The sequence below is a fragment of the Serratia sp. CY43202 genome, assembly GCF_052168755.1.
Taxonomy (GTDB): Bacteria; Pseudomonadota; Gammaproteobacteria; order Enterobacterales; family Enterobacteriaceae; genus Serratia; species Serratia bockelmannii.
Window position 1 is genome coordinate 596,821 of the sequence record NZ_JBJNMB010000002.1, and the last position, 22,493, is coordinate 619,313.

The window sequence follows — 22,493 nt, forward strand, 5'->3', positions numbered from 1 at the left end:
CGCATTCCGCACGAACTTCAATAGATCAATGCCTGCTGCGCTGTCACCTTATTCCCGTCGGTATTTCCCGAACGGGTCGGGGAGAGACGCGCAGGAGGTAATATGACCGCATTTCACAGTGCCAACATGATGCTCGACTATCAGGATATCGGCTCAGGGCCGCTCACGCTGGTGCTGTTGCCCGGCTGGTGCGAACCGAAAACCGTGTTCGAGCCGTTCATTGCTTTGGCGGCCGAACGTTATCGGGTGATCAACATCGACTGGCGGGGCCATGGCCTGTCGTCGAAAGCCGCGGAGATGTCGCTGACGGCGGACGATTTGCTGGAGGATGTGCGCCAACTGCTGACGGCGCTGCGTTTGGATAACGTGGTCACCCTGTCGGTGGCGCACGCCAGCTGGCTGGCGGTAGCGTTAGCTGAAGCGTTGCCGCAGAGGGTGCAGGGCATGGTGTTTCTCGACTGGATCATGACGCAGCCGGAACCGGCGTTCTTTACGGCGGTGAGCCGCATGCAGGAGCCGCAGCAGTGGCTGGCGGCGCGCGACGCCTTGTTCGACTTCTGGCAGGGCGGCATCCGCCACGATCGGGTCAAACGCCATCTGGAGGTTGAGATGGCGCAGGAAGATTACCGGCTCTGGCGTGCCGCCGGCGTGGCCATCGAACAGGCCTATCGGCAATTCGGCTCACCGCTGCAACGCCTGGCGGGAATGAGCGCACCGCCGCCGTGCCGGCACATCTACTCGTTGGATCGCCGTGACGACTATCTGCGGCAACAGCAGGCCTTTGCCGCCGAGCAGCCGTTTTTCTCCGTGGTGCGTCTCGGGGAGGCCCGCACTCACCTCGGCATTCTGGAACGGCCTGACTCGGTGCTGTGGGCTGTGGAGGATTTTTTGGCGCCGTGAACGCCGTCTGAAGGGGGGCACCGCCGATAAAGTGGGTTTCAACACCCTAGAAAGCCTGTATAATACGCGGTTCGATCCTGATAAACGTATTATGACCGTTGTGGCTGTTGGCCACGACGGTATCCCCCCGACGCCTGTGAAGGCGACATTAGAGGTTGCTCAATGAGCGAAAAGTTACAGAAAGTATTAGCGCGCGCCGGGCATGGCTCGCGTCGTGAAATCGAAACCATGATTGAAGCCGGGCGCGTCAGCGTCGACGGCAAGGTCGCCAAGCTGGGCGACCGCGTTGAAGTGACCCCGGCGATGAAAATTCGTCTGGATGGCCATGTCCTGTCGATCAAAGAATCCGAAGAGGTGGTTTGCCGGGTGCTGGCTTACTACAAACCGGAAGGCGAGCTGTGTACCCGCAGCGATCCTGAAGGCCGCCCGACGGTGTTCGATCGCTTGCCGAAGCTGCGCGGTTCACGCTGGGTGGCGGTAGGGCGACTGGACGTCAACACCTCCGGTCTGCTGCTGTTCACCACCGACGGTGAACTGGCCAACCGTCTAATGCACCCAAGCCGTGAAGTGGAACGTGAGTACGCGGTACGCGTGTTCGGCCAGGTTGACGATGCGAAAGTGAAGCAGCTGAGCAAGGGTGTGCAATTGGAAGACGGCCCGGCCGCCTTCCGCACTATCAGCTTCCAGGGCGGTGAAGGCCTCAACCAGTGGTACAACGTGACCCTGACCGAAGGCCGCAACCGTGAAGTGCGTCGCCTGTGGGAAGCGGTGGGCGTGCAGGTGAGCCGCCTGATCCGCGTGCGTTACGGCGACATCGATCTGCCGAAAGGCCTGCCGCGCGGCGGCTGGGCCGAACTGGACCTGCCGGCGATCAACTACCTGCGCGAGCTGGTGGAACTGAAGCCGGAAACGGTCAGCAAAATGCCGGTGGAGCGTGAGCGCCGCCGCGTGAAGGCTAACCAGATCCGCCGTGCGGTCAAGCGCCACTCGCAGGTAGCCGGCAGCGGCCGCCGCAGCGCCCCTGGCAGCAAACCGGGTAAACCGGGCAAGCCAAGCAAACGCAGCTAATTCCTCATTCTGGCCCCGTTCGGGGCCAGAACTTTTTGTTACCAATCGATCCCTTGTTGCGCCTTCACGCCTGCGTCGAACGCGTGTTTCACCGGTCGCATCTCCGTGACCGTATCAGCCAGTTCCAATAGATCGCGATGGCAACCGCGCCCGGTCAGGATCACCGTTTGGTGCACAGGGCGCCGTAGGAGCGCTTCCTTCAACTCGTCCAGTTCCAGATAGCCGTAGGTCAGCATGTAGGTCACTTCGTCCAGCAGCACCAGGTCCAGGCTGCTGTCGGCCAGCATGCGTTTACCGTGCTGCCACACCGCCTGGCAGGCGGCGGTGTCGCCGGCCTTGTTCTGCGTCTCCCAGGTGAAACCGGTGGCCATTACCTGAAATTCAACGCCGTGTTGCTGTAGCAGATTCTTTTCGCCATTGGGCCATTCGCCCTTGATGAACTGGATCACCCCGGCGCGCATGCCGTGGCCAACCGCCCGGGTGACGGTGCCGAAGGCGGCGGTGGTTTTACCCTTGCCGTTACCGGTAAACACCAGCAGCAGGCCGCGGGTATCCTGCGCCGCGGCGATGCGCGCATCGACCTGTTCTTTCAGGCGCTGCTGGCGCTGTTGATGACGATCTTCCGCCATGAAACGCTCCTTATTATTCGGCCGCGCCGGGTTTACGGTTCGGCTGCGCGTCGAAGCTCATGCCAGTTTTGCGGCGGCTGTCCTCGCCCATCAGATACAGGTACAACGGCATGATATCGGCGGGGGTCTTCAGTTTGTTCTTGTCTTCGTGTGGGAAGGCGGATGCGCGCATTTTGGTGCGGGTGCCACCCGGATTGATGCAGTTCACCCGCAAATTGCGAGTTTTGTACTCGTCGGCCAATACCTGCATCATGCCCTCGGTGGCGAACTTCGACACCGCATAGGCACCCCAGTCTGCGCGGCCGGTACGCCCGACGCTGGAGCTGGTGAACACCAGCGAACCGGCGTGGGATTTCAGCAGCAGTGGCAACAGTGCCTGGGTCAGCATAAAGGTGGCGTTGACGTTAACCTGCATCACCTCTTGCCACATGGTCATCGACAGCTCGGCCATCGGCGCGATGTCGCCGAGCAGGCCGGCGTTGTGCAGCACGCCGTCAAGGCGGGGGATCTGGCTAGCCAGATCGTCGGCTATCTGCCGGCATTGCTCCTGAGTGGCGTGCAGCAAGTCCAGCGTCACCACCAAGGCCGGGGCGCCGCCCTGGGCCGCAATTTCTTGTTGTACCGCCAGCAGTTTGCTCTCGGTACGGCCCAGCAGCACCAGTTGGGCACCGAAGCGCGCGTAGGTCAGCGCCGCTTCACGGCCGATGCCGTCACCGGCGCCGGTAACTAAAATGATACGTTGTTCGAGCAGGTCTTGTTTGGGTTGGTAATGCACGATACATCCTCGCCTGGGTGGCTGTTCTCCCGCGAATATCGGGGAGCAAGGGTGAAACGCGCGGCCGGGGCGGGAGCAAAGGCTCGACCGTCTGCGGGCCGCGCAGCGAATCCGTCTCATCGTATTGATGAATAATGGGTGTTATATGCCTTAATCCGCGGGCATTTTCAATGCGTAGCAGGCTGAAATGGCATTCTTTTGTAACAAAAGCGCGGCAGCGGCGGCTTGGTTCGACCGTAAATCGTCCCCATAGTGATGCTCCGTGCGCAATGAATTTTCATTTAGCCGCGACAGCAGCCGCTGCGGTTGGCTAGAATGGAAAGAAGTATACTAACAACCTGTAAATAAAGGCGGAATCTGTGGAGTTTATATCTGTTTATGGCCTGTTTCTGGCCAAGGTCGCCACGGTGGTGCTCGCCATCGCCGCGTTGGCCATATTGGCGGTCAGCCTGGGGCAACGCAAGAGCCGCCAAAAAGGGGAGTTGCAGCTGACCGACCTCGGCGAACAGTATCGCGAGATGCAGCGCGATATGCGCCTGGCGCGCATGGATGCCGCCGAGCAGAAGGTCTGGCTGAAACAGTTCAAGAAGCAGACCAAATCTGATAACAAATTGAAGAAGCAGCGCGCCAAGTCCGGCGCGGTGGAAGTGGCCAAGCCGTGCCTGTATGTGCTGGATTTCAAAGGCAGCATGGACGCGCACGAGGTGACGTCGTTGCGTGAAGAGATCTCGGCGGTGCTGGCGGTGGCGTCGGCGCAGGATGAAGTCCTGCTGCGCCTGGAAAGCCCTGGCGGGGTGGTGCATGGCTATGGCCTGGCGGCCTCGCAGTTGGAGCGCCTGCGCAAGGGCGGCATTCGCCTGACGGTAGCGGTGGATAAAGTGGCGGCCAGCGGCGGCTACATGATGGCCTGCGTCGCGGATCGCATCGTGGCGGCACCGTTCGCCATCATCGGTTCCATCGGCGTGGTGGCGCAGATCCCGAACTTCCACCGCCTGCTGAAAAAGAATGACATCGACGTGGAGCTGCACACCGCCGGGCAGTTCAAACGCACGCTGACGCTGTTCGGTGAAAACACCGAGCAAGGGCGCGAGAAGTTTCGTGAAGATCTGAACGAAACCCACGAGCTGTTCAAGCGCTTCGTGCATGAGCAGCGCCCGTCGCTGGATATCGATAGCGTCGCCACCGGTGAGCACTGGTTCGGTTCTCAGGCCAAAGAAAAGGGGCTGATCGACGCCATCGGCACCAGCGACGATTTGCTGATCGCCGAGTTGGATAACCACGAAGTGATCGCCGTGCGCTACGCGCGCCGCAAACGCCTGATGGATCGCTTCACCGGCAGCGCGGCGGAAAGCGTCGATCGTCTGCTGTTGCGCTGGTGGCAGCGTGGGGAAAAGCCGTTGTTGTAACGGCGATGAGAGCAGGAATCAACGGGGGCCACCAGGTGCCCCCGTTTTCTTTACTCAATCGACCAGGTGGTATTTTTCCGAAAGCAGATGGGCCAAATGTTTAAACATATTAAATACCGCGGTGGTTTTGGCGGTGGGCAATCCGTCGGCATCCAAAAAGTATTCGCCGCGAAAAACTAAAACGCCGCTTTTTTGTTCAACGTCGGTGGCGATCATGCCGTGCAGATAATCTTCGTGTTGGCGGATGATGTTATTTGCTTCCGCCAGTAGGGCCTCGCGGCCGATAGGTGCAGTATTCTTGTGCATTTATTAGACTCCAAACAAAAAACGCTGCGCATATTCTAACGCCGGTTCGCTTTTATCCGCAAACCGACTAAGGTTTATTTGCCGTCTGGATGGCCATGGGCGGCCGCCGGTTGGCGAAATCTGCCTTTCCGTGCTAATTAGGTTGCGTGACGCTTTTTATCAGGTACAGTGTGGGATTTTGCGGCGTCGGGTGGAAGGTTTTGTTTACGCCATGAATAAAACTCACACAGCCATACTTCTGGGGCATGGGTGAATAGCAGGCAGGATCAACAACTTGCGTTCAGGTTGAGCAATTGGGCAACCAAAAGAAAAAAATCTGTTGATCTCTTGCCAGACTGCCGCAATATAAAAAAAGAGACACGAATTGCCGCGGCACGGCGAGATAAAAGACTTCTTTTTAGAAGAAATAAATTAGGTAAAGGTAAATATGGGTAAAGCTCTCGTAATAGTTGAGTCCCCGGCAAAAGCCAAAACTATTAATAAATATTTAGGAAGTGACTACGTGGTGAAGTCCAGCGTCGGTCATATCCGTGATTTGCCGACCAGTGGCTCAGCCAGCAAAAAGAGCGCTGACTCAACCGAAGACAAAGCCAAGAAAAAAGTTAAAAAAGATGAGAAGGCGGCGCTGGTAAATCGCATGGGCGTCGACCCTTACCACGGCTGGAAAGCGCATTATGAAATCCTGCCGGGTAAAGAAAAAGTGGTCGCCGAGTTAAAATCGTTGGCGGAAAACGCCGACCACATTTATCTCGCAACCGACCTTGACCGCGAAGGGGAAGCCATCGCCTGGCACCTGCGGGAAGTGATCGGTGGGGATGACAAACGCTTTAGCCGCGTGGTGTTTAACGAAATCACCAAAAACGCAATCCAACAGGCGTTCAAACAGCCGGGCGAGCTGAACATTGACCGCGTCAACGCGCAGCAGGCACGTCGGTTTATGGACCGTGTGGTGGGCTATATGGTCTCGCCGCTGCTGTGGAAGAAAATCGCCCGCGGCCTGTCCGCCGGCCGCGTGCAGTCGGTGGCGGTGCGTCTGGTGGTTGAGCGCGAACGAGACATCAAGGCGTTCGTGCCGGAAGAGTATTGGGAGCTGCATGCCGATCTGCTGGCGAAGGGTGAAACCGCGCTGCAGATGGAAGTGACCCATGCGCACGACAAACCGTTCAAGCCGGTCAACCGCGAGCAGACTCACGCCGCGGTCAAGCTGCTGGAAAAAGCCCGTTATACGGTGCTGGATCGCGAAGATAAACCGACCAGCAGCAAGCCGGGCGCGCCTTTCATTACCTCCACGCTGCAACAGGCCGCCAGTACCCGCCTGAGCTTCGGCGTGAAGAAAACCATGATGATGGCGCAACGGCTGTATGAAGCCGGCCACATCACCTATATGCGTACCGATTCCACCAACCTGAGCCAGGATGCGCTCAACATGGTGCGTGGCTATATCGGTGACAACTTCGGCGACAAATACCTGCCGAAGGCGCCGAATCAGTACAGCAGCAAAGAGAATTCGCAGGAAGCGCACGAAGCGATCCGTCCTTCGGACGTGAACGTGCTCGCCGAGCAGTTGAAAGACATGGAGGCGGACGCGCAGAAGCTGTATCAGCTGATCTGGCGCCAGTTCGTTGCCTGCCAGATGACACCGGCGCAATACGATTCCACCACGCTGACGGTGAAAGCCGGCGATTATCAACTGCGCGCCAAGGGCCGTACGCTGCGCTTTGACGGCTGGACCAAGGTGATGCCGGCGCTGCGCAAGGGCGATGAAGATCGCACTCTGCCATACGTCGAAATCGGCAGCGAACTTGATCTGCAGAAACTGATCCCAAGCCAGCACTTCACCAAGCCGCCGGCGCGCTACAGCGAAGCCTCACTGGTGAAAGAGCTGGAAAAACGCGGTATCGGCCGTCCGTCCACCTACGCCTCCATCATCTCGACCATTCAGGATCGCGGTTATGTGCGGGTGGAAAGCCGCCGCTTCTATGCCGAGAAAATGGGCGAGATCGTCACCGATCGCCTGGAAGAGAACTTCCGCGAGCTGATGAACTATGACTTCACCGCGCGCATGGAAGACGGCCTTGATGAGGTCGCCAACAACCAGGCCGAGTGGAAAGCGGTGTTGGACGAATTCTTCGTCGACTTCAGCGAGCAGCTGGAAACGGCGGAGAAGGATCCGGAAGAAGGCGGCATGCGGCCTAACCAGATGGTGATGACCAGCATTGACTGCCCGACCTGCGGCCGCAAGATGGGCATCCGTACCGCCAGCACCGGTGTGTTCCTCGGCTGTTCCGGCTACGCGCTGCCGCCGAAGGAGCGTTGCAAAACCACCATCAACCTGGTGCCTGAAGCGGAAGTGCTCAACATCCTCGAAGGCGACGACGCGGAAACCAACGCGCTGCGCGCACGCCGCCGCTGCCAGAAATGCGGTACGGCGATGGACAGCTATCTGATCGACAACCAGCGTAAGCTGCACGTCTGCGGTAACAACCCGGCGTGTGACGGTTATGAGATCGAAGAGGGCGAGTTCCGTCTGAAAGGCTATGACGGCCCGGTGGTGGAGTGCGACAAATGCGGCTCGGAAATGCACCTGAAAATGGGGCGCTTCGGCAAGTACATGGGCTGCACCAACGAGAACTGCAAAAACACCCGTAAGATCCTGCGTAACGGCGATGTCGCGCCGCCGAAGGAAGATCCGGTACCGTTGCCAGAGCTGCCGTGCGAGAAGTCCGACGCCTATTTCGTGCTGCGTGACGGCGCTGCTGGCGTGTTCCTGGCGGCCAATACCTTCCCTAAATCGCGCGAAACCCGTGCGCCGCTGGTGGAAGAGCTGGCTCGCTTCAAGGATCGTCTGCCGGAGAAACTGCGTTATCTGGCCGATGCGCCGGTCGCGGATGCCGAAGGCAATAAAACGCTGGTGCGTTTCAGCCGTAAAACCAAGCAGCAGTACGTCTCCTCTGAAAAAGACGGCAAGGCGACCGGTTGGTCTGCGTTCTACGTGGACGGCAAGTGGGTTGAAGGCAAGAAGTAAGGCTGATGTCCTGCCTGCAAGATGAAAAACCAGCCCTGGCGGCTGGTTTTTTATTGGTGAAAAGGGGCAAACGGATCTATCCTTTGCTGTTTTTATCCCTCCGACACCGCCGTTTCACGTTGATACCAATGCAAAATAATCGTTATCATAGTGTGACGCGGATCTATACTTGAAGCTGCAACGTGGTATAGTGGTTATATAAAAAGTTTTTTTATTATTAAAGCTTATTAACAACGGCGCTTTCTTCACCATCAGGGTAGAACACGGTGTTTATGGCTTGTGAGTTTCAGCATACCGGGGCGACACCGATATACCTGGCTGCGGGTAAGCCGCAGTGTTTAACCTAGGATGGTATAAGATATGAAATTGCAGCAGCTTCGTTACATTGTGGAAGTGGTTAACCACAACCTGAATGTCTCCTCGACGGCAGAAGGGCTCTATACCTCGCAACCCGGCATCAGTAAACAGGTGCGCATGCTCGAAGATGAGCTGGGCATCCAGATTTTCGCCCGTAGCGGCAAGCACCTGACCCAGGTCACCCCCGCCGGCCAGGAAATCATTCGCATCGCGCGTGAAGTATTGTCCAAAGTGGACGCCATCAAAGCCGTTGCCGGTGAACACACTTACCCGGACAAAGGCTCGCTGTACGTCGCCACCACGCATACGCAGGCTCGCTACGCCTTGCCCAACGTGATCAAGGGCTTTATCGAGCGTTACCCGCGCGTCTCGCTGCACATGCACCAGGGGTCGCCGACGCAGATCGCCGAAGCGGTCTCCAAGGGCACCGCCGATTTCGCCATCGCCACCGAAGCGCTGCACCTGTACGACGATCTCATCATGCTGCCGTGCTACCACTGGAACCGTGCGGTGGTGGTGAAGCCCGATCATCCTTTGGCGGGCAAAAGCAGCATCAGCATTGAAGAACTGGCGGCTTACCCGATCGTCACTTACACCTTCGGCTTTACCGGCCGCTCGGAGCTGGACACCGCCTTCAACCGCGCCGGCCTGACGCCGCGCATCGTCTTTACCGCCACCGACGCCGACGTGATCAAAACCTATGTGCGTCTGGGACTGGGGGTGGGGGTGATCGCCAGCATGGCGGTGGATCCGGTGCAGGATCCGGATCTGGTGACGGTGGATGCGCGCGATATCTTCACCTACAGCACCACCAAGATCGGCTTCCGCCGCAGCACCTTCCTGCGCAGCTACATGTACGACTTTATTCAGCGCTTCGCGCCGCACCTGACGCGCGACGTGGTCGACAGCGCGGTGGCGTTGCGTTCCAACGAAGAGATTGAAGCGATGTTCAAGGACATCAAGCTGCCGATTAAATAGCCGCCAGCGTTGACGACATCAAACAACACCCGGACAGGCCTGCGCCTCTCCGGGTTTTTTATGCGTAAAACCCTGCGCCATAACACACCCCATTCGCAAGCTGCGCTAATCCAATCTTGGTTGGGGGAACGCGTAATGGCGCTTTAACGTCAGACCGACTCCCTCTGTCATTTCCACTAAGTTTCTGAATAACGCCCATTCTGCCTTAAGACAGCTTATGTCTTCCTTGTTAGGAATCATCTGAAAACAAAGTGTTTTTGTTCTGGCAAAGAGTTTTTTTTCTCTCGGAAGTTAAAGTAATGCTAACCAATTGCCAGCGGAGCCGCTTATCTCATGACCAGCCGTATCTCTGTTCAATTGCCCGTTGAGGGCCTGCTTTTTTGGAAGCTGGCGGGCCGTGAGGCCTTGTCCGAGCCGTTTGCGCTTACGCTGACCTTGCTGGGCCGGGATGCCCGCATTAATCGCAGCGAGCTGTTGGGGCAACCGGTCACGGTGAATCTACCGACGGGACTGCTGTCAGCGGATCGCCATATCAATGGCAAAGTGACCCGCGTTGCCGTCAGTGCCGTCGAATTAAGTGGCACGCGTTATGCTGTGTATACGCTGACGGTGGAATCGGATCTATGGCCGATGAAGCGGGATCGCAATCTGCGCATCTTCCAGGGCCAGACGGTGCCGCAAACGGTGCATGCTTTGCTCAGCGAATATCAGGTTAACGTAGAGGATAAACTCACCGGTCGCTATCGGGTGTGGGATTACTGTGTTCAGTATCAGGAGAGCAGTCTCGATTTTATCAGCCGCCTCATGGAGCTGGAGGGTATTGTTTACCATTTTCGCCATGAGGCGGGCCGCCACACGCTGGTGCTGACGGATGCGGCAGGGCAGTATCAGCCGTTTAGCGGCTACGAGACGATTCCTTACCATCAGACTCCGTCTGGCGGCAGCACCCTCGAGCAGGGCATCGGCCAATGGGCACCGGAAGACAGCGTAACGCCGGGCATTTACGGTTTGGACGACTATGACTTTCGCAAACCGAACGCCTGGCTGTTCCAGGCTCGCCAAAACCCGGCCTCGCCGATGCCGGGCAGCATCGACGTCTACGATTGGCCGGGCCGCTATGTCGAGCACGCCGATGGAGAATTCTACGCACGCGTGCGCCAGGAACGCTGGCAGGTGGAACATCAGCAGGTACATGGCACAGCAACGGCGATCGGAATCGCGCCGGGCTATACCTTTACCCTGATCAACGCCCCGTTTTTCAGCGATAACGGCGAATACCTGACGACGGCCGCCGATTACACGTTCTCCGAGAACCGCTACGCCAGCGGCGAAGAAGGAGAGACGATTCATCGCATCGACTTTACGGTTATCCCGGCTGCTACCGTCTTTCGTCCGATGACGGTGACGCCGTGGCCGCGCACCTATGGCCCGCAAACGGCCAAGGTGGTGGGGCCCGTCGGCGAGAATATCTGGACGGACAAATACGGCCGGATAAAAGTGAAGTTTCACTGGGATCGCCGCGCCAAAGGGGATGATACCAGTTCGTGCTGGGTGAGGGTCTCGAGTGCCTGGGCGGGGCAAGGGTTCGGTTCGGTACAGATACCGCGCGTCGGTGATGAAGTGGTGGTGGACTTTATTAATGGCGATCCGGATCGGCCGATTGTCACCGGGCGCGTCTACAATGAAGCGAGCATGCCGCCGTGGGTGTTGCCGGCGGCGGCTACGCAAATGGGTTTTATGACTCGCAGTAAGGACGGAAGCCGGGACAACGCCAGCTATCTTTTTTTCGAAGATAAGGTGGGCAGCGAGGCCGTGGAACTGCACTCCGAAAAGGATATGAAGGTTTCGGTGGAAAATGACCAGCAGGTCAATATTGATGGTAACCGGTCGACAACTATCCTCAAGCAACAGCAAGACGAAGTGACGGGCAATGCCACCTTCCATTACAAGAGCCAGCGCACCACCACGGTGGATAAAAAAGAAACCGGCTATTTTAATGGCGGTGTCGCTACGGAGATCAAGGCAGGGCGGACGTTCGACATTAAGGACGGCGGTGACAAGGTAACGATCAAAGGCGACCGTACCAGCGATATCGACGGGAATGAAAGCCACCATGTCTCCGGCAAACTGACTGAGACCCTGGATAAAGGGCGGGACGTTACGATCGGCGCTGGCGGCCATAAAGAGAACATCACGGGGGGCGTTACCAGCGAGATCAAGGGCGGCGTCAACGAAACGATCAAAGACGGCGTTACCACCAATATCAATAGCGGCGACTGGACGCAAAACGTCAACGCGGGAACCATTACGATTTACAGCCCGCATCAGATAAAAATTGTCAGCGGCGAAAAGATCAGCCTCGAAGCGCCGGAGTCCGTGTTCAATCCCAAGCTGCACAGCCTGACCGTGACAGCCTTCAGTGAAAGCATTACCGGTAATAGCGTATCGGCATCGGCGATAGCCAGCAGCATCGTTGGCGTGTCCAACGGCCTGACGGGGCTATCCAATTCTTATAAGCTGAAAGAGTTTTCAAAGACGGCGTTCAAAACGGAAACGAACGGGGTGGTGGTGAATGTCGAGGTGACCAATATCAGCAACAGAACGCTGAATGTAACGAATAACTCGTTGTTTATAATTACATAAAATGGAGCAGCACGCTTATGTCTCTGGCTGATATGTCGAAGTACTTCCTGTATGCGGGGATCGCCACCCCTGTCGTGATGGGCATTTTCTTTTACTGTATTTTTAAAAACAACGGCGGTAACTCGACCGAGATGTCTGCAGTTAAAAACTATCTCAACAAGGACAGCTGGCAAGGTGAAATTATCGCCTCACACCTCGAATCCTGTCGGCAAACCAACACTCGATATGGCAATGACTTTTTCTTTGACGTTGATTTTTATCTCCCGGGCGACACCCGACTCCACACTGCCAAGGCCCTGGTTCAACCAGGCCAGATGCATCTACTGCGCAAAGGGATGGACATCAAGGTAAAGAAGGGGCGTAAGAATCAGCTGGCGGTTGTGGAGATGGATTTCCCCGCTGAGCTGTTGTAGCTAACCTTTCCCTGCCAAAGCGCCGCATCGTTGCGGCGTTTTTGTTGGCGTATTGCCTAACCCCTTGGCTGGGCTCGCACTTCCTTCCCGCTGATTGTTCCCACCTATCGTTGTGATCAAATCGTGTTGTTATCAAAACGTTAACTTATCTTTGTGGTATCTTTAAACAAGACCTCACTGATTACCCTGTTTTAGTCACAATAAGAAATGGAGGAGCTATGTCGTCCGATCTTCGTGAAACAAGTCTGGATAAGCTGGTTGCGCTGAATAGCGAATATTACTACTACAGTCTGCCGCTGGCGGCGAAGCAGCTGGGTGATATCGACCGGTTGCCGAAATCAATGAAAGTGCTGTTGGAAAACCTGCTGCGCCATGTGGATGGTGACACCGTGCAGGTTGACGACCTCAAGGCCATCGTCGCCTGGCTGCAAACCGGCCATGCTGACCGTGAGATCGCCTATCGTCCGGCGCGCGTGCTGATGCAGGATTTTACCGGCGTTCCGGCGGTGGTGGATCTGGCCGCGATGCGCGAAGCGGTGCGGCGACTGGGCGGCAACGTCGACCAGGTGAATCCGCTGTCGCCGGTGGACCTGGTGATTGACCACTCGGTCACCGTCGATGAATTTGGCGACGATAACGCCTTCGAAGACAACGTGCGTATCGAAATGCAGCGCAACCACGAGCGCTACACCTTCCTGCGCTGGGGGCAGAAAGCCTTCAACCGCTTCCGCGTGGTGCCACCGGGCACCGGCATCTGCCACCAGGTCAACCTCGAATACCTCGGCCAAACGGTCTGGCACAGCGACGAAAGCGGCCGCCGCGTGGCTTATCCGGATACGCTGGTGGGCACCGATTCCCACACCACCATGATCAACGGCCTGGGTATCCTCGGCTGGGGCGTCGGCGGCATCGAAGCGGAAGCGGCGATGCTGGGCCAGCCGGTGTCGATGCTGATCCCGGACGTGGTCGGCTTCAAGCTGACCGGCAAGCTCCGCGAGGGCATTACCGCCACTGACCTGGTGCTGACGGTGACTCAAATGCTGCGCAAGCACGGCGTGGTCGGCAAGTTCGTCGAGTTTTACGGCGATGGGCTGGACGATCTGCCGCTGGCGGACCGGGCAACCATCGCCAACATGTCGCCGGAGTTCGGCGCCACCTGCGGTTTCTTCCCGGTGGATGACGTTACGCTCGGCTATATGAAGCTCAGCGGCCGCAGCGCCGAACAAATCGCGCTGGTGGAAGCCTACGTCAAAGCGCAGGGCATGTGGCGCAATCCGGGGGATGAGCCGGTCTTCACCAGCTCGCTGGCGCTGGATATGTCGACGGTGGAAGCCAGCCTCGCCGGGCCGAAACGCCCGCAGGATCGCGTCGCGCTGCCGAATGTGCCGCAGGCGTTCACGGCCGCGACCGAGCTGGATATCGGCGGCCACAAGGCCAAGACAGACAGCAAAACCTTTACGCTGGACGGGCAGCAGCACGAACTGCGCGACGGCGCGGTAGTGATCGCGGCGATCACCTCCTGCACCAACACCTCCAACCCGAGCGTCATGATGGCGGCCGGCCTGCTGGCGAAAAACGCCGTCAAGAAAGGGCTACGCAGCAAACCCTGGGTAAAAACCTCGCTGGCGCCGGGTTCCAAAGTGGTGACCGACTACTTTGACAGTGCCAAACTCACCGCCTATCTGGAAGAACTGGGGTTCAACCTGGTGGGATATGGCTGTACCACCTGTATCGGCAACTCCGGGCCGCTGCCGGATCCCATCGAGCAGGCGATCAAAGAGGGCGATCTGACCGTGGGCGCGGTGCTGTCGGGCAACCGTAACTTCGAAGGGCGCATCCACCCGCTGGTGAAAACCAACTGGCTGGCCTCGCCGCCGCTGGTAGTGGCTTATGCGCTGGCGGGCAGCATGAAGATCGATCTGACCAAAGAGCCGCTGGGCGAGGGTAATGACGGTCAGCCGGTCTATTTGAAGGACATCTGGCCGAGCAGCCAGGACATCGCTCAGGCGGTGGAAGAAGTGCGCACCGAGATGTTCCACAAGGAATACGGCGAAGTGTTCGACGGCGACGCCAACTGGCAGGCGATCCAGGTGACCGGTTCGGCGACCTATCAATGGCAGGAGGATTCTACCTATATCCGCCATCCTCCGTTCTTCAGCACCATGAAGGTGAAGCCGGATCCGGTGCAGGACATCAAGGACGCGCGCATTCTGGCGATTCTGGCCGACTCGGTGACCACCGACCACATCTCGCCGGCGGGTAACATCAAGCGCGACAGCCCGGCGGGGCGCTACTTGAGCGAGCACGGCGTGGCGCCGCAGGATTTTAACTCCTACGGTTCACGCCGCGGCAACCACGAAGTGATGATGCGCGGCACCTTCGCCAACATCCGCATTCGCAACGAAATGGTACCGGGCGTCGAAGGCGGCTATACCCGCCATATTCCGTCGCAGCAGCAGCTGTCTATCTACGACGCCGCCATGCAGTACCAGCAGGAGAAAGTGCCGCTGGCGGTGATCGCCGGTAAAGAGTACGGTTCCGGCTCCAGCCGCGACTGGGCGGCGAAGGGGCCGCGCCTGCTGGGCGTGCGGGTGGTGATAGCCGAATCCTTCGAGCGCATTCACCGCTCCAACCTGATTGGCATGGGGATTTTGCCGCTGGAGTTCCCGCAAGGGGTGACGCGCAAAACCCTGGGGCTGACCGGGGATGAGCAGATTAGCGTCGGCGGCCTGCAGCAGCTGCAGCCGGGCCAGACGGTGCCGGTGCATATCACCTATGCCGACGGGCGCAAGGACGTGATCGACACCCGTTGCCGCATCGATACCGGCAATGAGCTGACCTACTACGAAAACGACGGCATCCTGCACTATGTGATCAGGAAAATGCTGTAATTAGGCAATAAAAAGGGCGCCGCAAGGCGCCCTGATTGTTTCCGCCGCGGCGGCGATCACTTCTGATCGAGCAAATGGCCCATTTTGGCGGCCTTGGTCGCCAGATAGTGTTCGTTCTTCGGGTTGCGGCCGACGATCAGCGGCACGCGCTCGCTGATGTTGATGCCGGCTTCGGTCAGGATCTCGACCTTTTTCGGGTTGTTGGTCAGCAAACGCACCGCGTCGACGCCCAGCAGTTTGAACATGTCGGCGCACAGGGTGAAGTCGCGCTCGTCGGCGGCAAAGCCGAGCTGGTGGTTGGCTTCCACGGTGTCTGCGCCCTTATCCTGCAGGGCATAGGCGCGGATCTTGTTCAACAGGCCGATATTGCGGCCCTCCTGGCGATGATAAAGCAGGATGCCACGGCCTTCTTCGGCAATCTGCTCCAGCGCGGCTTCCAGTTGAAAACCGCAGTCGCAGCGCAGGCTGAACAGGGCATCGCCGGTCAGACATTCGGAATGCACGCGTGCGAGCACCGGCGTTTCGCCGGAAATATCACCGAATACCAGCGCCAGATGGTCATGCCCGGTCGCCAGTTCTTCGAATCCTACCATCAGGAAATCGCCCCAAGGTGTCGGCAGTTTAGCCTCTGCCACCCGTTTAAGCTGCATGTCATTCTCCACAAAAAACTACGATTCAATCATTGTCGCGCATCCTAAGTCCGGTTCGGTAAATTGACCAAGACTAAAACGTGCTACGCCGATCTCTATTTCGTTAATTATCGGCTATTTTGCCACAACTTCTTGCCGGGCGGTGCTCAGCAAACCAGCAGATGGCGTTTTCTGGCCACCTATTACTGCGATAGGTTGCCTATCTGTTTAATTTTTCGCGTGTTATCAATATTGCACTCTTGTTACACTGCTGCCTGATTCACGCAGAGGAAGAATAGAATGTATGAGATAGCAAAACGCACGGCGGGCGGCGCGCTGTTGTTGCTGTTGATGCCGCTGGTAGTATGGGCATCCGGCTGGCACTGGCAGCCCGGCGGCAACGAGCCGCTGCTCAAAGCGCTGTACTGGGTGACCGAAACCGTGACCTCGCCGTGGGGCATTCTGACCAGCGCTATCCTTTGCGGCTGGTTTTTGTGGTGCCTGCGCTTTCGGTTGAAGGCGGCCATCGGTCTGGCAATCCTGCTTTCCGCCGCGTTGGTGATTGGGCAGGGGGTCAAATCGTTGATCAAGGATCGGGTGCAAGAACCGCGACCGTTTGTGGTATGGCTGGAGCAAACCCACGGTGTGGACGGAAAATATTTCTATTCGCTGCACCGCAAAGAGCGCAGCGTGCTGGTGCGCGAGCAGTTGCAAGACCAGACGCTGGTGCCGAACTGGCTGCGCAAGCACTGGCAGTTTGAAACCGGCTTCGCTTTCCCGTCGGGGCATACGATGTTCGCCGCCACCTGGGCACTGTTGGGCGTAGGGCTGCTGTGGCCGCGCCGCCATTATAAAACTGTCGCGCTGCTGATGGTGTGGGCAACGGGTGTGATGGGCAGCCGTCTGCTGCTGGGTATGCACTGGCCGCGCGATCTGGCAATGGCCACGTTGATCAGTTGGTTGCTGGTGGTGATCACCTGCTGGCTGGCGCAGCGTTGGTTCGGTCCGCTGACGCCGCCGCCGCAAGAGCAGCAGGAAATCGCGGCGCGCAAGCCGGAATAATCACTTCTTTCACAGGCGCCGTTCAGGCGCCTGCCACCAAGACCTTAACGCCTACCTTTTCAAATGCCTGCAGTGCGGAATCGCCAATTCCGTTGTCGGTAATCAAATAGTCGATATGCTGCCAGTCACAAGGCAGCGCAAACATTGAAACCTTATCGATCTTGCTTGAGTCGGCCACCACATACACCGTGTTGGCTGCATTGATCATCGCCATTTTCAGTTTGATGTCGGTTTCGCTTGGGAAACTGAGCCCGTGGCGGGGCGAGATGCAGGCCGTCGCGAGGAACAGCTTTTGCGCCAGCACGTTTTCGAAGAAGCTGGCGGCTTTGTCCCCGGAGGTGGAGAGCGTGGGGAATTTGAATGAGCCCCCGGTCAGCAAAATATTCACGCCCGGTTCGCCGCCCAGCTGCAGTGCAATATTGACGCCGGTGGTGATAACGGACAGTTTCTTTATGTGATTCAGGTGATTGGCGATAGCCGTGGTGGTGGTGCCCGAATCAAGAATGATGGTGTCGCCGGGCTCGATAAAACCGGCGGCGAGCTTGCCGATGCGATCTTTGGCGGTCAGGTTAACCTGGCGTTCCAGCAGCATGGCATGAGTATTTTGCTTGCCATCAACCAGAGTTGCACCACCGTGGAAGCGCTGCACATAGCCTTGCTGCTGCAGGACGCGCAGATCGGTACGAATGGTCGCCTCGGTCAGCTTGAAGGTATCGGTAAGCATTTTGACCGTCGCCGAGCCGTCTTCGCGGATCATGTCGAGGATCTTTTCGCGCCGTTGCTGCATTTCCGCCAGCTGTTCGCTTTTGCTTTTCAATCGAAAGACTCCTGCACCTGTCAGTTCCCGCCGCGCGGTTTGCCACGGCCACTCCTTATTGATGCGCTGAATTTTAGCTCGCGATTATTGATAAAGCCACGGATAAACCCGGTTAAGCAGTATTGATTTTTATTCGAAAATCATTGGTATCCGATGAAATCAACGGTGAAAACTAAATCAAAGCAGCCGAGTGATTTTTATCATGTTGTTATTTATTGGTTTTTATCGGCATGAGTGTTGTCTGGTAAGCGCTTTTGCTTGAAATTTGATCTTGCCCACATTAATTATCGTTTTTGCTGCATATGATTTCCATTCGAAAATCAATGATGGGTTAACGGATCGCTTTTGATGCGATAACGATAATCAAGGCGCTTAAGTAGAGGTGACGATGGACTTTCAAGCGATTAAAAACACGGCACGCCAGGCGCGCCGACATGTGGTGACCATGAACCATAAGGCAGGCAAGGGTCATACCGGCGCCGATCTGTCGGAAATCGACATCATCTGCACTTTGTATATGGCAGTGATGGATCGCAGCAATGCCCGGCCCGATCAGGATCGGTTCATTTTGTCTAAAGGGCATGGCGCCGGCGGTTTCTACTGCAGTTGCGCGGCGATGGGCTTGCTGGATCCTGCGGTGCTCGATCAGTTCATGGGCGACGACACCTTGTTGGCCGGGCATCCGGTGCGGCAGAAGCTGCCGGAGCTGGTGGAGATCAACTCTGGCGGTTTGGGGCATGGGCTGCCGATCGGCGTGGGGCTGGCGCTGGGCAACAAGCTGGCGGGGCGTGCGCATCGCCGCGCTTTCGTGTTGCTGGGCGACGGCGAACTGGCAGAGGGTTCCAATTGGGAGGCGGCGATGGCGGCCAGCAAATTTAAGCTGGATAACCTGATTGCCATCGTCGATCGCAACCGGCTGCAGCTGGCGGGAAAGACAGAGGCCATCATGCCGCTGGAACCGTTGGCGGAAAAATGGCGCGCTTTCGGCTTTGAAACTCTGGAATGTGACGGCCACGATCCGGCGGCGCTGGTGGCGGCGATCCAACGCCCGAGCCAGGACAAGCCGCGAGTGATTTTGGCCAATACCGAAAAGGGGCACGGCGTGTCGTTTATGGCTAACGTTGCCGCCTGGCATCACGCGGTACCGGACGAACAACAGCTGGCGCAGGCGCTGGCGGAACTGGAGGGGTAAACATGCAGGATTTACGCGATGCGGTGGTAACGGCGTTGATCGAACAGCAACGGGCGGGTGCGGATCTGAGCGTGATGGTGGCGGATTCCACGTCCACGTCGAAAATCGCGCCCTTTGAGCAGGCTTATCCGGAGCGGGTGGTGAACGTCGGTATCGCCGAGCAGAACATGGTAGGCATGGCCGCCGGCATGGCGCTCAGCGGCCGCACGGTCTTTACCGCCAACGCGGCACCTTTCCTTTTCGCTCGTTCTAACGAACAGATGAAAAACGATGTTTGCTACACGGAGACCAACGTGAAAATGCTCGGCCTGAATGCCGGATTCGGCTATGGGCCGCTGGGGGCGACGCACCATTGCATGAACGATATCGCCATTGCCCGCACGCTGGGCAATCTCTGCGTCTATGCGCCTGCGGATGCGCGGCAAGCGGCAGAGATTGTCCGTTATGTTATCGCACAACCCGGCCCAGCCTATATCCGTATGGACAGCGACAAGTTGCCGGTATTGAACGCGGACTATCATTTCCGTCCCGGAGAGCCGGAGGTGTTGCACCAGGGGACCGATAGCCTGGTGTTTTGTCTCGGGACGGTAGCGCATGAGGCGATGAAGGTACTGGAATTGGGCGACAACCCGACCATCGTCTCTCTCCCTTCGCTCTGGCCACTCAATGAGGCGGCGGTAGTGGCGCTAATGCGCTCGCACCGCCGGGTGCTGACCATGGAGGAACATGCGCTCAGCGGTGGTTTAGGCACCATCATCGGTGAATTGTTGCTGCGGCATCAGCTGCCGCGGCCGTTTACCGCGCTGGGCATGCCGGCTTACGAATTTACCCACAGCAGCAGCCGGGCGGCGCTGCGGCGGCAATACGCCATCGATGCGGCAGGATTGCACGCACAGTTAACGCAATAGGGGGATGCGATGGAGCGGAACGAATATGACGTTAATTTACGCTACGGTGTCGATAGCCGGATGTCGCTGGCAGGGAAGGTTGCGGTAATCACCGGCGGTTTGGGCGGCATCGCGATGGCAGCCAATCGCCTGCTGTTGGAAAAGGGCGCGCGCCTGGTGTTGATGTATCCGGCCTTTGAACAAGACAAGGCCGCGGCAGCGCTGCGAGAGTTGGGCGATGAACAGGTGTTCTGTCAGGTGTGCGACGTGACCGAACCCGACTCGGTGGCTGCCGCCTTCAACGCGGCTGAGCGGCGCTTTGGCCGGCTCGATATCCTGGTCAACTGCGCCGGCTACGTTAATTTGCAGCCGGCGACGGAGGTCACGCTTGAGGAGTGGCAGCGCCATTTGGCGGTCAACCTCACCGGACCTTTTCTATGTTCGCAAGAACTGGCGCGCCGCGCGATAACCGCCGGTCACGGCGGAAAAATCATCAATATCGCGTCGCAGGCGGCCTCCATCGCCATTGACGATCACTGTGCTTACACCTCCGCCAAGGCGGGGCTGCTGGGCATGACCAAGGTGATGGCCAAAGAGTGGGCGCCGCACGGCATCACCGTCAATACGTTATCGCCCACCGTGGTGCTGACGCCTATGGGAGAGAAAGCCTGGCGAGGCGAAAAGGGCGAGGCGATGAAAAAGCTGATCCCACTGGGGCGTTTTGCTTATACCGATGAAATCGCGGCGGCGATCCTGTTTTTTGCCAGCAACGGCAGCGACATGATTACCGGCGCGGACCTGATGATCGACGGCGGTTTTACCATTTGGTAAGCGGCAACCGCAGCGATCGCCAACACCAGACGATGTTCAACACAACGATAAGAGAACACCATCATGAGAAAAATAGCCACTTACCTCACCCTGCTCACCGGTTTTGCCTTCACCTCTGCCATGGCGGCGGAAAAGGGCACGATCGCCATCCTCGTCAACTCATTGGACAACCCTTATTACTCCGCGGAAGCCAAGGGGGCCGAGGCCAAAGCCAAGTCTCTCGGCTATCAGACGCTGGTGCTGTCGCACGGCGAAGACGTTAAGCGCCAGGGAGAGCTCATCAGCCTGGTTATCGGCCGTAAGGTTCAGGGCATCATTTTGGATAACGCCGATTCCCAGGCCAGCGTCGCCGCCGTACAGCAGGCTAAAAACGCCGGCATTCCGGTGGTGCTGATCAACCGCGAGATCCCGGTCGATGGCGTGGCGTTGGCGCAGATCACCCATAACAACTTCCAGGCCGGCTCGGACGTCGCCAACCAGTTTGTGGAAAAAATGGGGGAAACCGGCAAATACGCCGAGCTGACCTGCAACCTGGCGGACAATAACTGCGTTACGCGTTCGCAGTCGTTCCACAACGTGATCGACCAATATCCTGAGATGGTCAGCGTGGCGCGTCAGGATGCCAAGGGTAATCTGCTGGAGGGGAAACGCATCATGGACAGCATTTTGCAGGCGCATCCGGACATCAAAGGTGTGATCTGCGGCAACGGACCGGTGGCGCTGGGCGCAGTGGCGGCGCTGAAAGCCGCTGGCCGGCAGGATGTCACCGTGGTGGGCATCGACGGCAGCAACGATGAACGTGACGCCATTCTCAACGGCAACCTTTACGCCAGCGTGATGTTGCAGGCGCAGGCTATCGCTGCTCAGGGCGTTGAAATCCTCGACGGCTATTTCCAATCCGGCAGCTATACCGGCAAGGAACGCGTGATGTTCCGCGGCATCCTGATCGGCAAAGACAATGCGCAACGGGTCAGTGACTTCAACTTCAAACCGTAACCCGCGCTGAGCGGCGTCTTTCACCACCCCGTCCTGGCGGCGGGGTGCGATCGGAGGTGTTGTTATGTCGATGCGCATTGCGTTGACCCTCATCGTCGTCCTGGCGTTGAGCGGTTGCCGTATCGTCTCGGAGAAAAAGCTGGCGGAGCTTCGCTCCCCGGTGAATCCACATGTGGCGCAGGCAGCGGAGATTTACCGCAGCAAAATCGCCCCGCAAGTGGTCAAAACGGCGCAGCCGCTGGGCGAGCTGATCGCCCGGATCGCCCAGGCCAAGGATTTTGACAGCGCTTGCGGCCTGCTGGGGTACCGTGCTCAACCGGAGTTTCCTTGTTACTTCAACGTTAAGGTCAGCGGTGAAGTTGCGGCGGTCAACACCCGCTCGCGCAGCGGAAAATTAACGCTCGCACTGACCGATGCGCCGCTCAGCAGCGTGGAGGTGCAGATCGGGCCGGTCTACCGCGGTACGGCGTTACGCGACAGCTATCGCGGCCTGAGCTACAGCGATTTCAATGACCAAGCGCTGTTCGGCGATTTTGCCAGGGCGATTAACCAGGCTTCGATCGACGAACTGGCCGGATCCCAGCCCAAGGTGGGTGACCACATTACCGTGTATGGCGTATTCAGCAGCTGGCAGGCACCTGCCGAGCCGCTGTTGATCACGCCGGTGCGCATTCAACCTTAAGGGGGC

The 22,493-nt window shown here is 58.0% G+C and carries 19 protein-coding genes; 14 read left to right on the plus strand and 5 right to left on the minus strand.

Annotated features, from left to right (window positions below; genetic code table 11):
• Window positions 1-102: 102 nt before the first annotated feature.
• Window positions 103-900: an alpha/beta fold hydrolase gene (locus ACJ8J5_RS04675; RefSeq protein ID WP_049205501.1), complete on the plus strand. Its 798-nt coding sequence runs from the start codon at window positions 103-105 to the stop codon at window positions 898-900.
• A gap of 162 nt (window positions 901-1,062) precedes the next feature.
• The gene (gene rluB / locus ACJ8J5_RS04680; RefSeq protein ID WP_025303042.1) at window positions 1,063-1,968 is read left to right on the plus strand and encodes a 23S rRNA pseudouridine(2605) synthase RluB; all 906 of its coding nucleotides are present in this window, start codon (window positions 1,063-1,065) and stop codon (window positions 1,966-1,968) included.
• A gap of 38 nt (window positions 1,969-2,006) precedes the next feature.
• On the opposite strand, the gene cobO is transcribed toward rluB, so the two are convergent.
• Together cobO and ACJ8J5_RS04690 are read right to left on the minus strand one after the other, a co-directional pair.
• Window positions 2,007-2,597 (minus strand): cob(I)yrinic acid a,c-diamide adenosyltransferase, encoded by a 591-nt coding sequence (cobO, locus tag ACJ8J5_RS04685; protein ID WP_025303041.1) that lies wholly within the window; start codon window positions 2,595-2,597, stop codon window positions 2,007-2,009.
• A gap of 13 nt (window positions 2,598-2,610) precedes the next feature.
• Window positions 2,611-3,372 (minus strand): YciK family oxidoreductase, encoded by a 762-nt coding sequence (locus tag ACJ8J5_RS04690; protein ID WP_025303040.1) that lies wholly within the window; start codon window positions 3,370-3,372, stop codon window positions 2,611-2,613.
• Window positions 3,373-3,731: 359 nt separating this feature from the next.
• On the opposite strand from ACJ8J5_RS04690, the gene sohB reads away from it, so the two are divergent.
• Window positions 3,732-4,778, plus strand: coding sequence for a protease SohB (sohB, locus tag ACJ8J5_RS04695; RefSeq protein ID WP_193402303.1), 1,047 nt, complete (start codon window positions 3,732-3,734; stop codon window positions 4,776-4,778).
• A gap of 54 nt (window positions 4,779-4,832) precedes the next feature.
• On the opposite strand, the gene ACJ8J5_RS04700 is transcribed toward sohB, so the two are convergent.
• The gene (locus ACJ8J5_RS04700) at window positions 4,833-5,084 is read right to left on the minus strand and encodes a YciN family protein (RefSeq protein WP_033650243.1); all 252 of its coding nucleotides are present in this window, start codon (window positions 5,082-5,084) and stop codon (window positions 4,833-4,835) included.
• A 427-nt stretch (window positions 5,085-5,511) separates the two neighbouring features.
• On the opposite strand from ACJ8J5_RS04700, the gene topA reads away from it, so the two are divergent.
• From topA to acnA, 5 genes are all read left to right on the plus strand, one after another.
• Complete coding sequence (topA, locus tag ACJ8J5_RS04705; protein ID WP_004930691.1) at window positions 5,512-8,109, plus strand: type I DNA topoisomerase; 2,598 nt, start codon at window positions 5,512-5,514, stop codon at window positions 8,107-8,109.
• Between the two features lie 360 nt (window positions 8,110-8,469).
• On the plus strand, window positions 8,470-9,444 hold the full coding sequence (gene cysB, locus ACJ8J5_RS04710; protein WP_004930690.1) for an HTH-type transcriptional regulator CysB: 975 nt from the start codon (window positions 8,470-8,472) through the stop codon (window positions 9,442-9,444).
• 333 nt (window positions 9,445-9,777) lie between these two features.
• On the plus strand, window positions 9,778-12,087 hold the full coding sequence (locus tag ACJ8J5_RS04715) for a type VI secretion system Vgr family protein (protein ID WP_142590323.1): 2,310 nt from the start codon (window positions 9,778-9,780) through the stop codon (window positions 12,085-12,087).
• A gap of 17 nt (window positions 12,088-12,104) precedes the next feature.
• The gene (locus tag ACJ8J5_RS04720) at window positions 12,105-12,500 is read left to right on the plus strand and encodes a hypothetical protein (protein ID WP_043142513.1); all 396 of its coding nucleotides are present in this window, start codon (window positions 12,105-12,107) and stop codon (window positions 12,498-12,500) included.
• 218 nt (window positions 12,501-12,718) lie between these two features.
• Window positions 12,719-15,391, plus strand: coding sequence for an aconitate hydratase AcnA (gene acnA / locus ACJ8J5_RS04725; protein ID WP_414104447.1), 2,673 nt, complete (start codon window positions 12,719-12,721; stop codon window positions 15,389-15,391).
• A 56-nt stretch (window positions 15,392-15,447) separates the two neighbouring features.
• Here acnA and ribA read toward each other — a convergent pair whose 3' ends face one another.
• A complete protein-coding gene (gene ribA, locus ACJ8J5_RS04730) occupies window positions 15,448-16,041 on the minus strand; it encodes a GTP cyclohydrolase II (RefSeq protein ID WP_141968504.1) in 594 nt (197 codons plus the stop codon).
• 279 nt (window positions 16,042-16,320) lie between these two features.
• On the opposite strand from ribA, the gene pgpB reads away from it, so the two are divergent.
• Complete coding sequence (gene pgpB / locus ACJ8J5_RS04735) at window positions 16,321-17,082, plus strand: phosphatidylglycerophosphatase B (RefSeq protein ID WP_197834986.1); 762 nt, start codon at window positions 16,321-16,323, stop codon at window positions 17,080-17,082.
• A gap of 22 nt (window positions 17,083-17,104) precedes the next feature.
• On the opposite strand, the gene ACJ8J5_RS04740 is transcribed toward pgpB, so the two are convergent.
• Complete coding sequence (locus ACJ8J5_RS04740; protein ID WP_025303034.1) at window positions 17,105-17,899, minus strand: DeoR/GlpR family DNA-binding transcription regulator; 795 nt, start codon at window positions 17,897-17,899, stop codon at window positions 17,105-17,107.
• Between the two features lie 388 nt (window positions 17,900-18,287).
• On the opposite strand from ACJ8J5_RS04740, the gene ACJ8J5_RS04745 reads away from it, so the two are divergent.
• The 5 genes from ACJ8J5_RS04745 (at window position 18,288) to ACJ8J5_RS04765 (ending at window position 22,487) form a co-directional block, all read left to right on the plus strand.
• Window positions 18,288-19,091 carry a transketolase gene (locus ACJ8J5_RS04745; protein WP_060433173.1) on the plus strand — a complete coding sequence of 268 codons (804 nt, stop codon included), beginning with the start codon at window positions 18,288-18,290 and terminating at the stop codon, window positions 19,089-19,091.
• Between the two features lie 2 nt (window positions 19,092-19,093).
• Window positions 19,094-19,999, plus strand: coding sequence for a transketolase family protein (locus ACJ8J5_RS04750; RefSeq protein ID WP_147823869.1), 906 nt, complete (start codon window positions 19,094-19,096; stop codon window positions 19,997-19,999).
• Window positions 20,000-20,008: 9 nt separating this feature from the next.
• Complete coding sequence (locus ACJ8J5_RS04755; protein ID WP_025303031.1) at window positions 20,009-20,809, plus strand: GolD/DthD family dehydrogenase; 801 nt, start codon at window positions 20,009-20,011, stop codon at window positions 20,807-20,809.
• Between the two features lie 63 nt (window positions 20,810-20,872).
• Window positions 20,873-21,805 carry a D-ribose ABC transporter substrate-binding protein gene (locus ACJ8J5_RS04760; RefSeq protein ID WP_025303030.1) on the plus strand — a complete coding sequence of 311 codons (933 nt, stop codon included), beginning with the start codon at window positions 20,873-20,875 and terminating at the stop codon, window positions 21,803-21,805.
• Window positions 21,806-21,869: 64 nt separating this feature from the next.
• Window positions 21,870-22,487: a DUF2291 family protein gene (locus ACJ8J5_RS04765; protein ID WP_060447745.1), complete on the plus strand. Its 618-nt coding sequence runs from the start codon at window positions 21,870-21,872 to the stop codon at window positions 22,485-22,487.
• The last annotated feature ends 6 nt before the right edge of the window (window positions 22,488-22,493 follow it).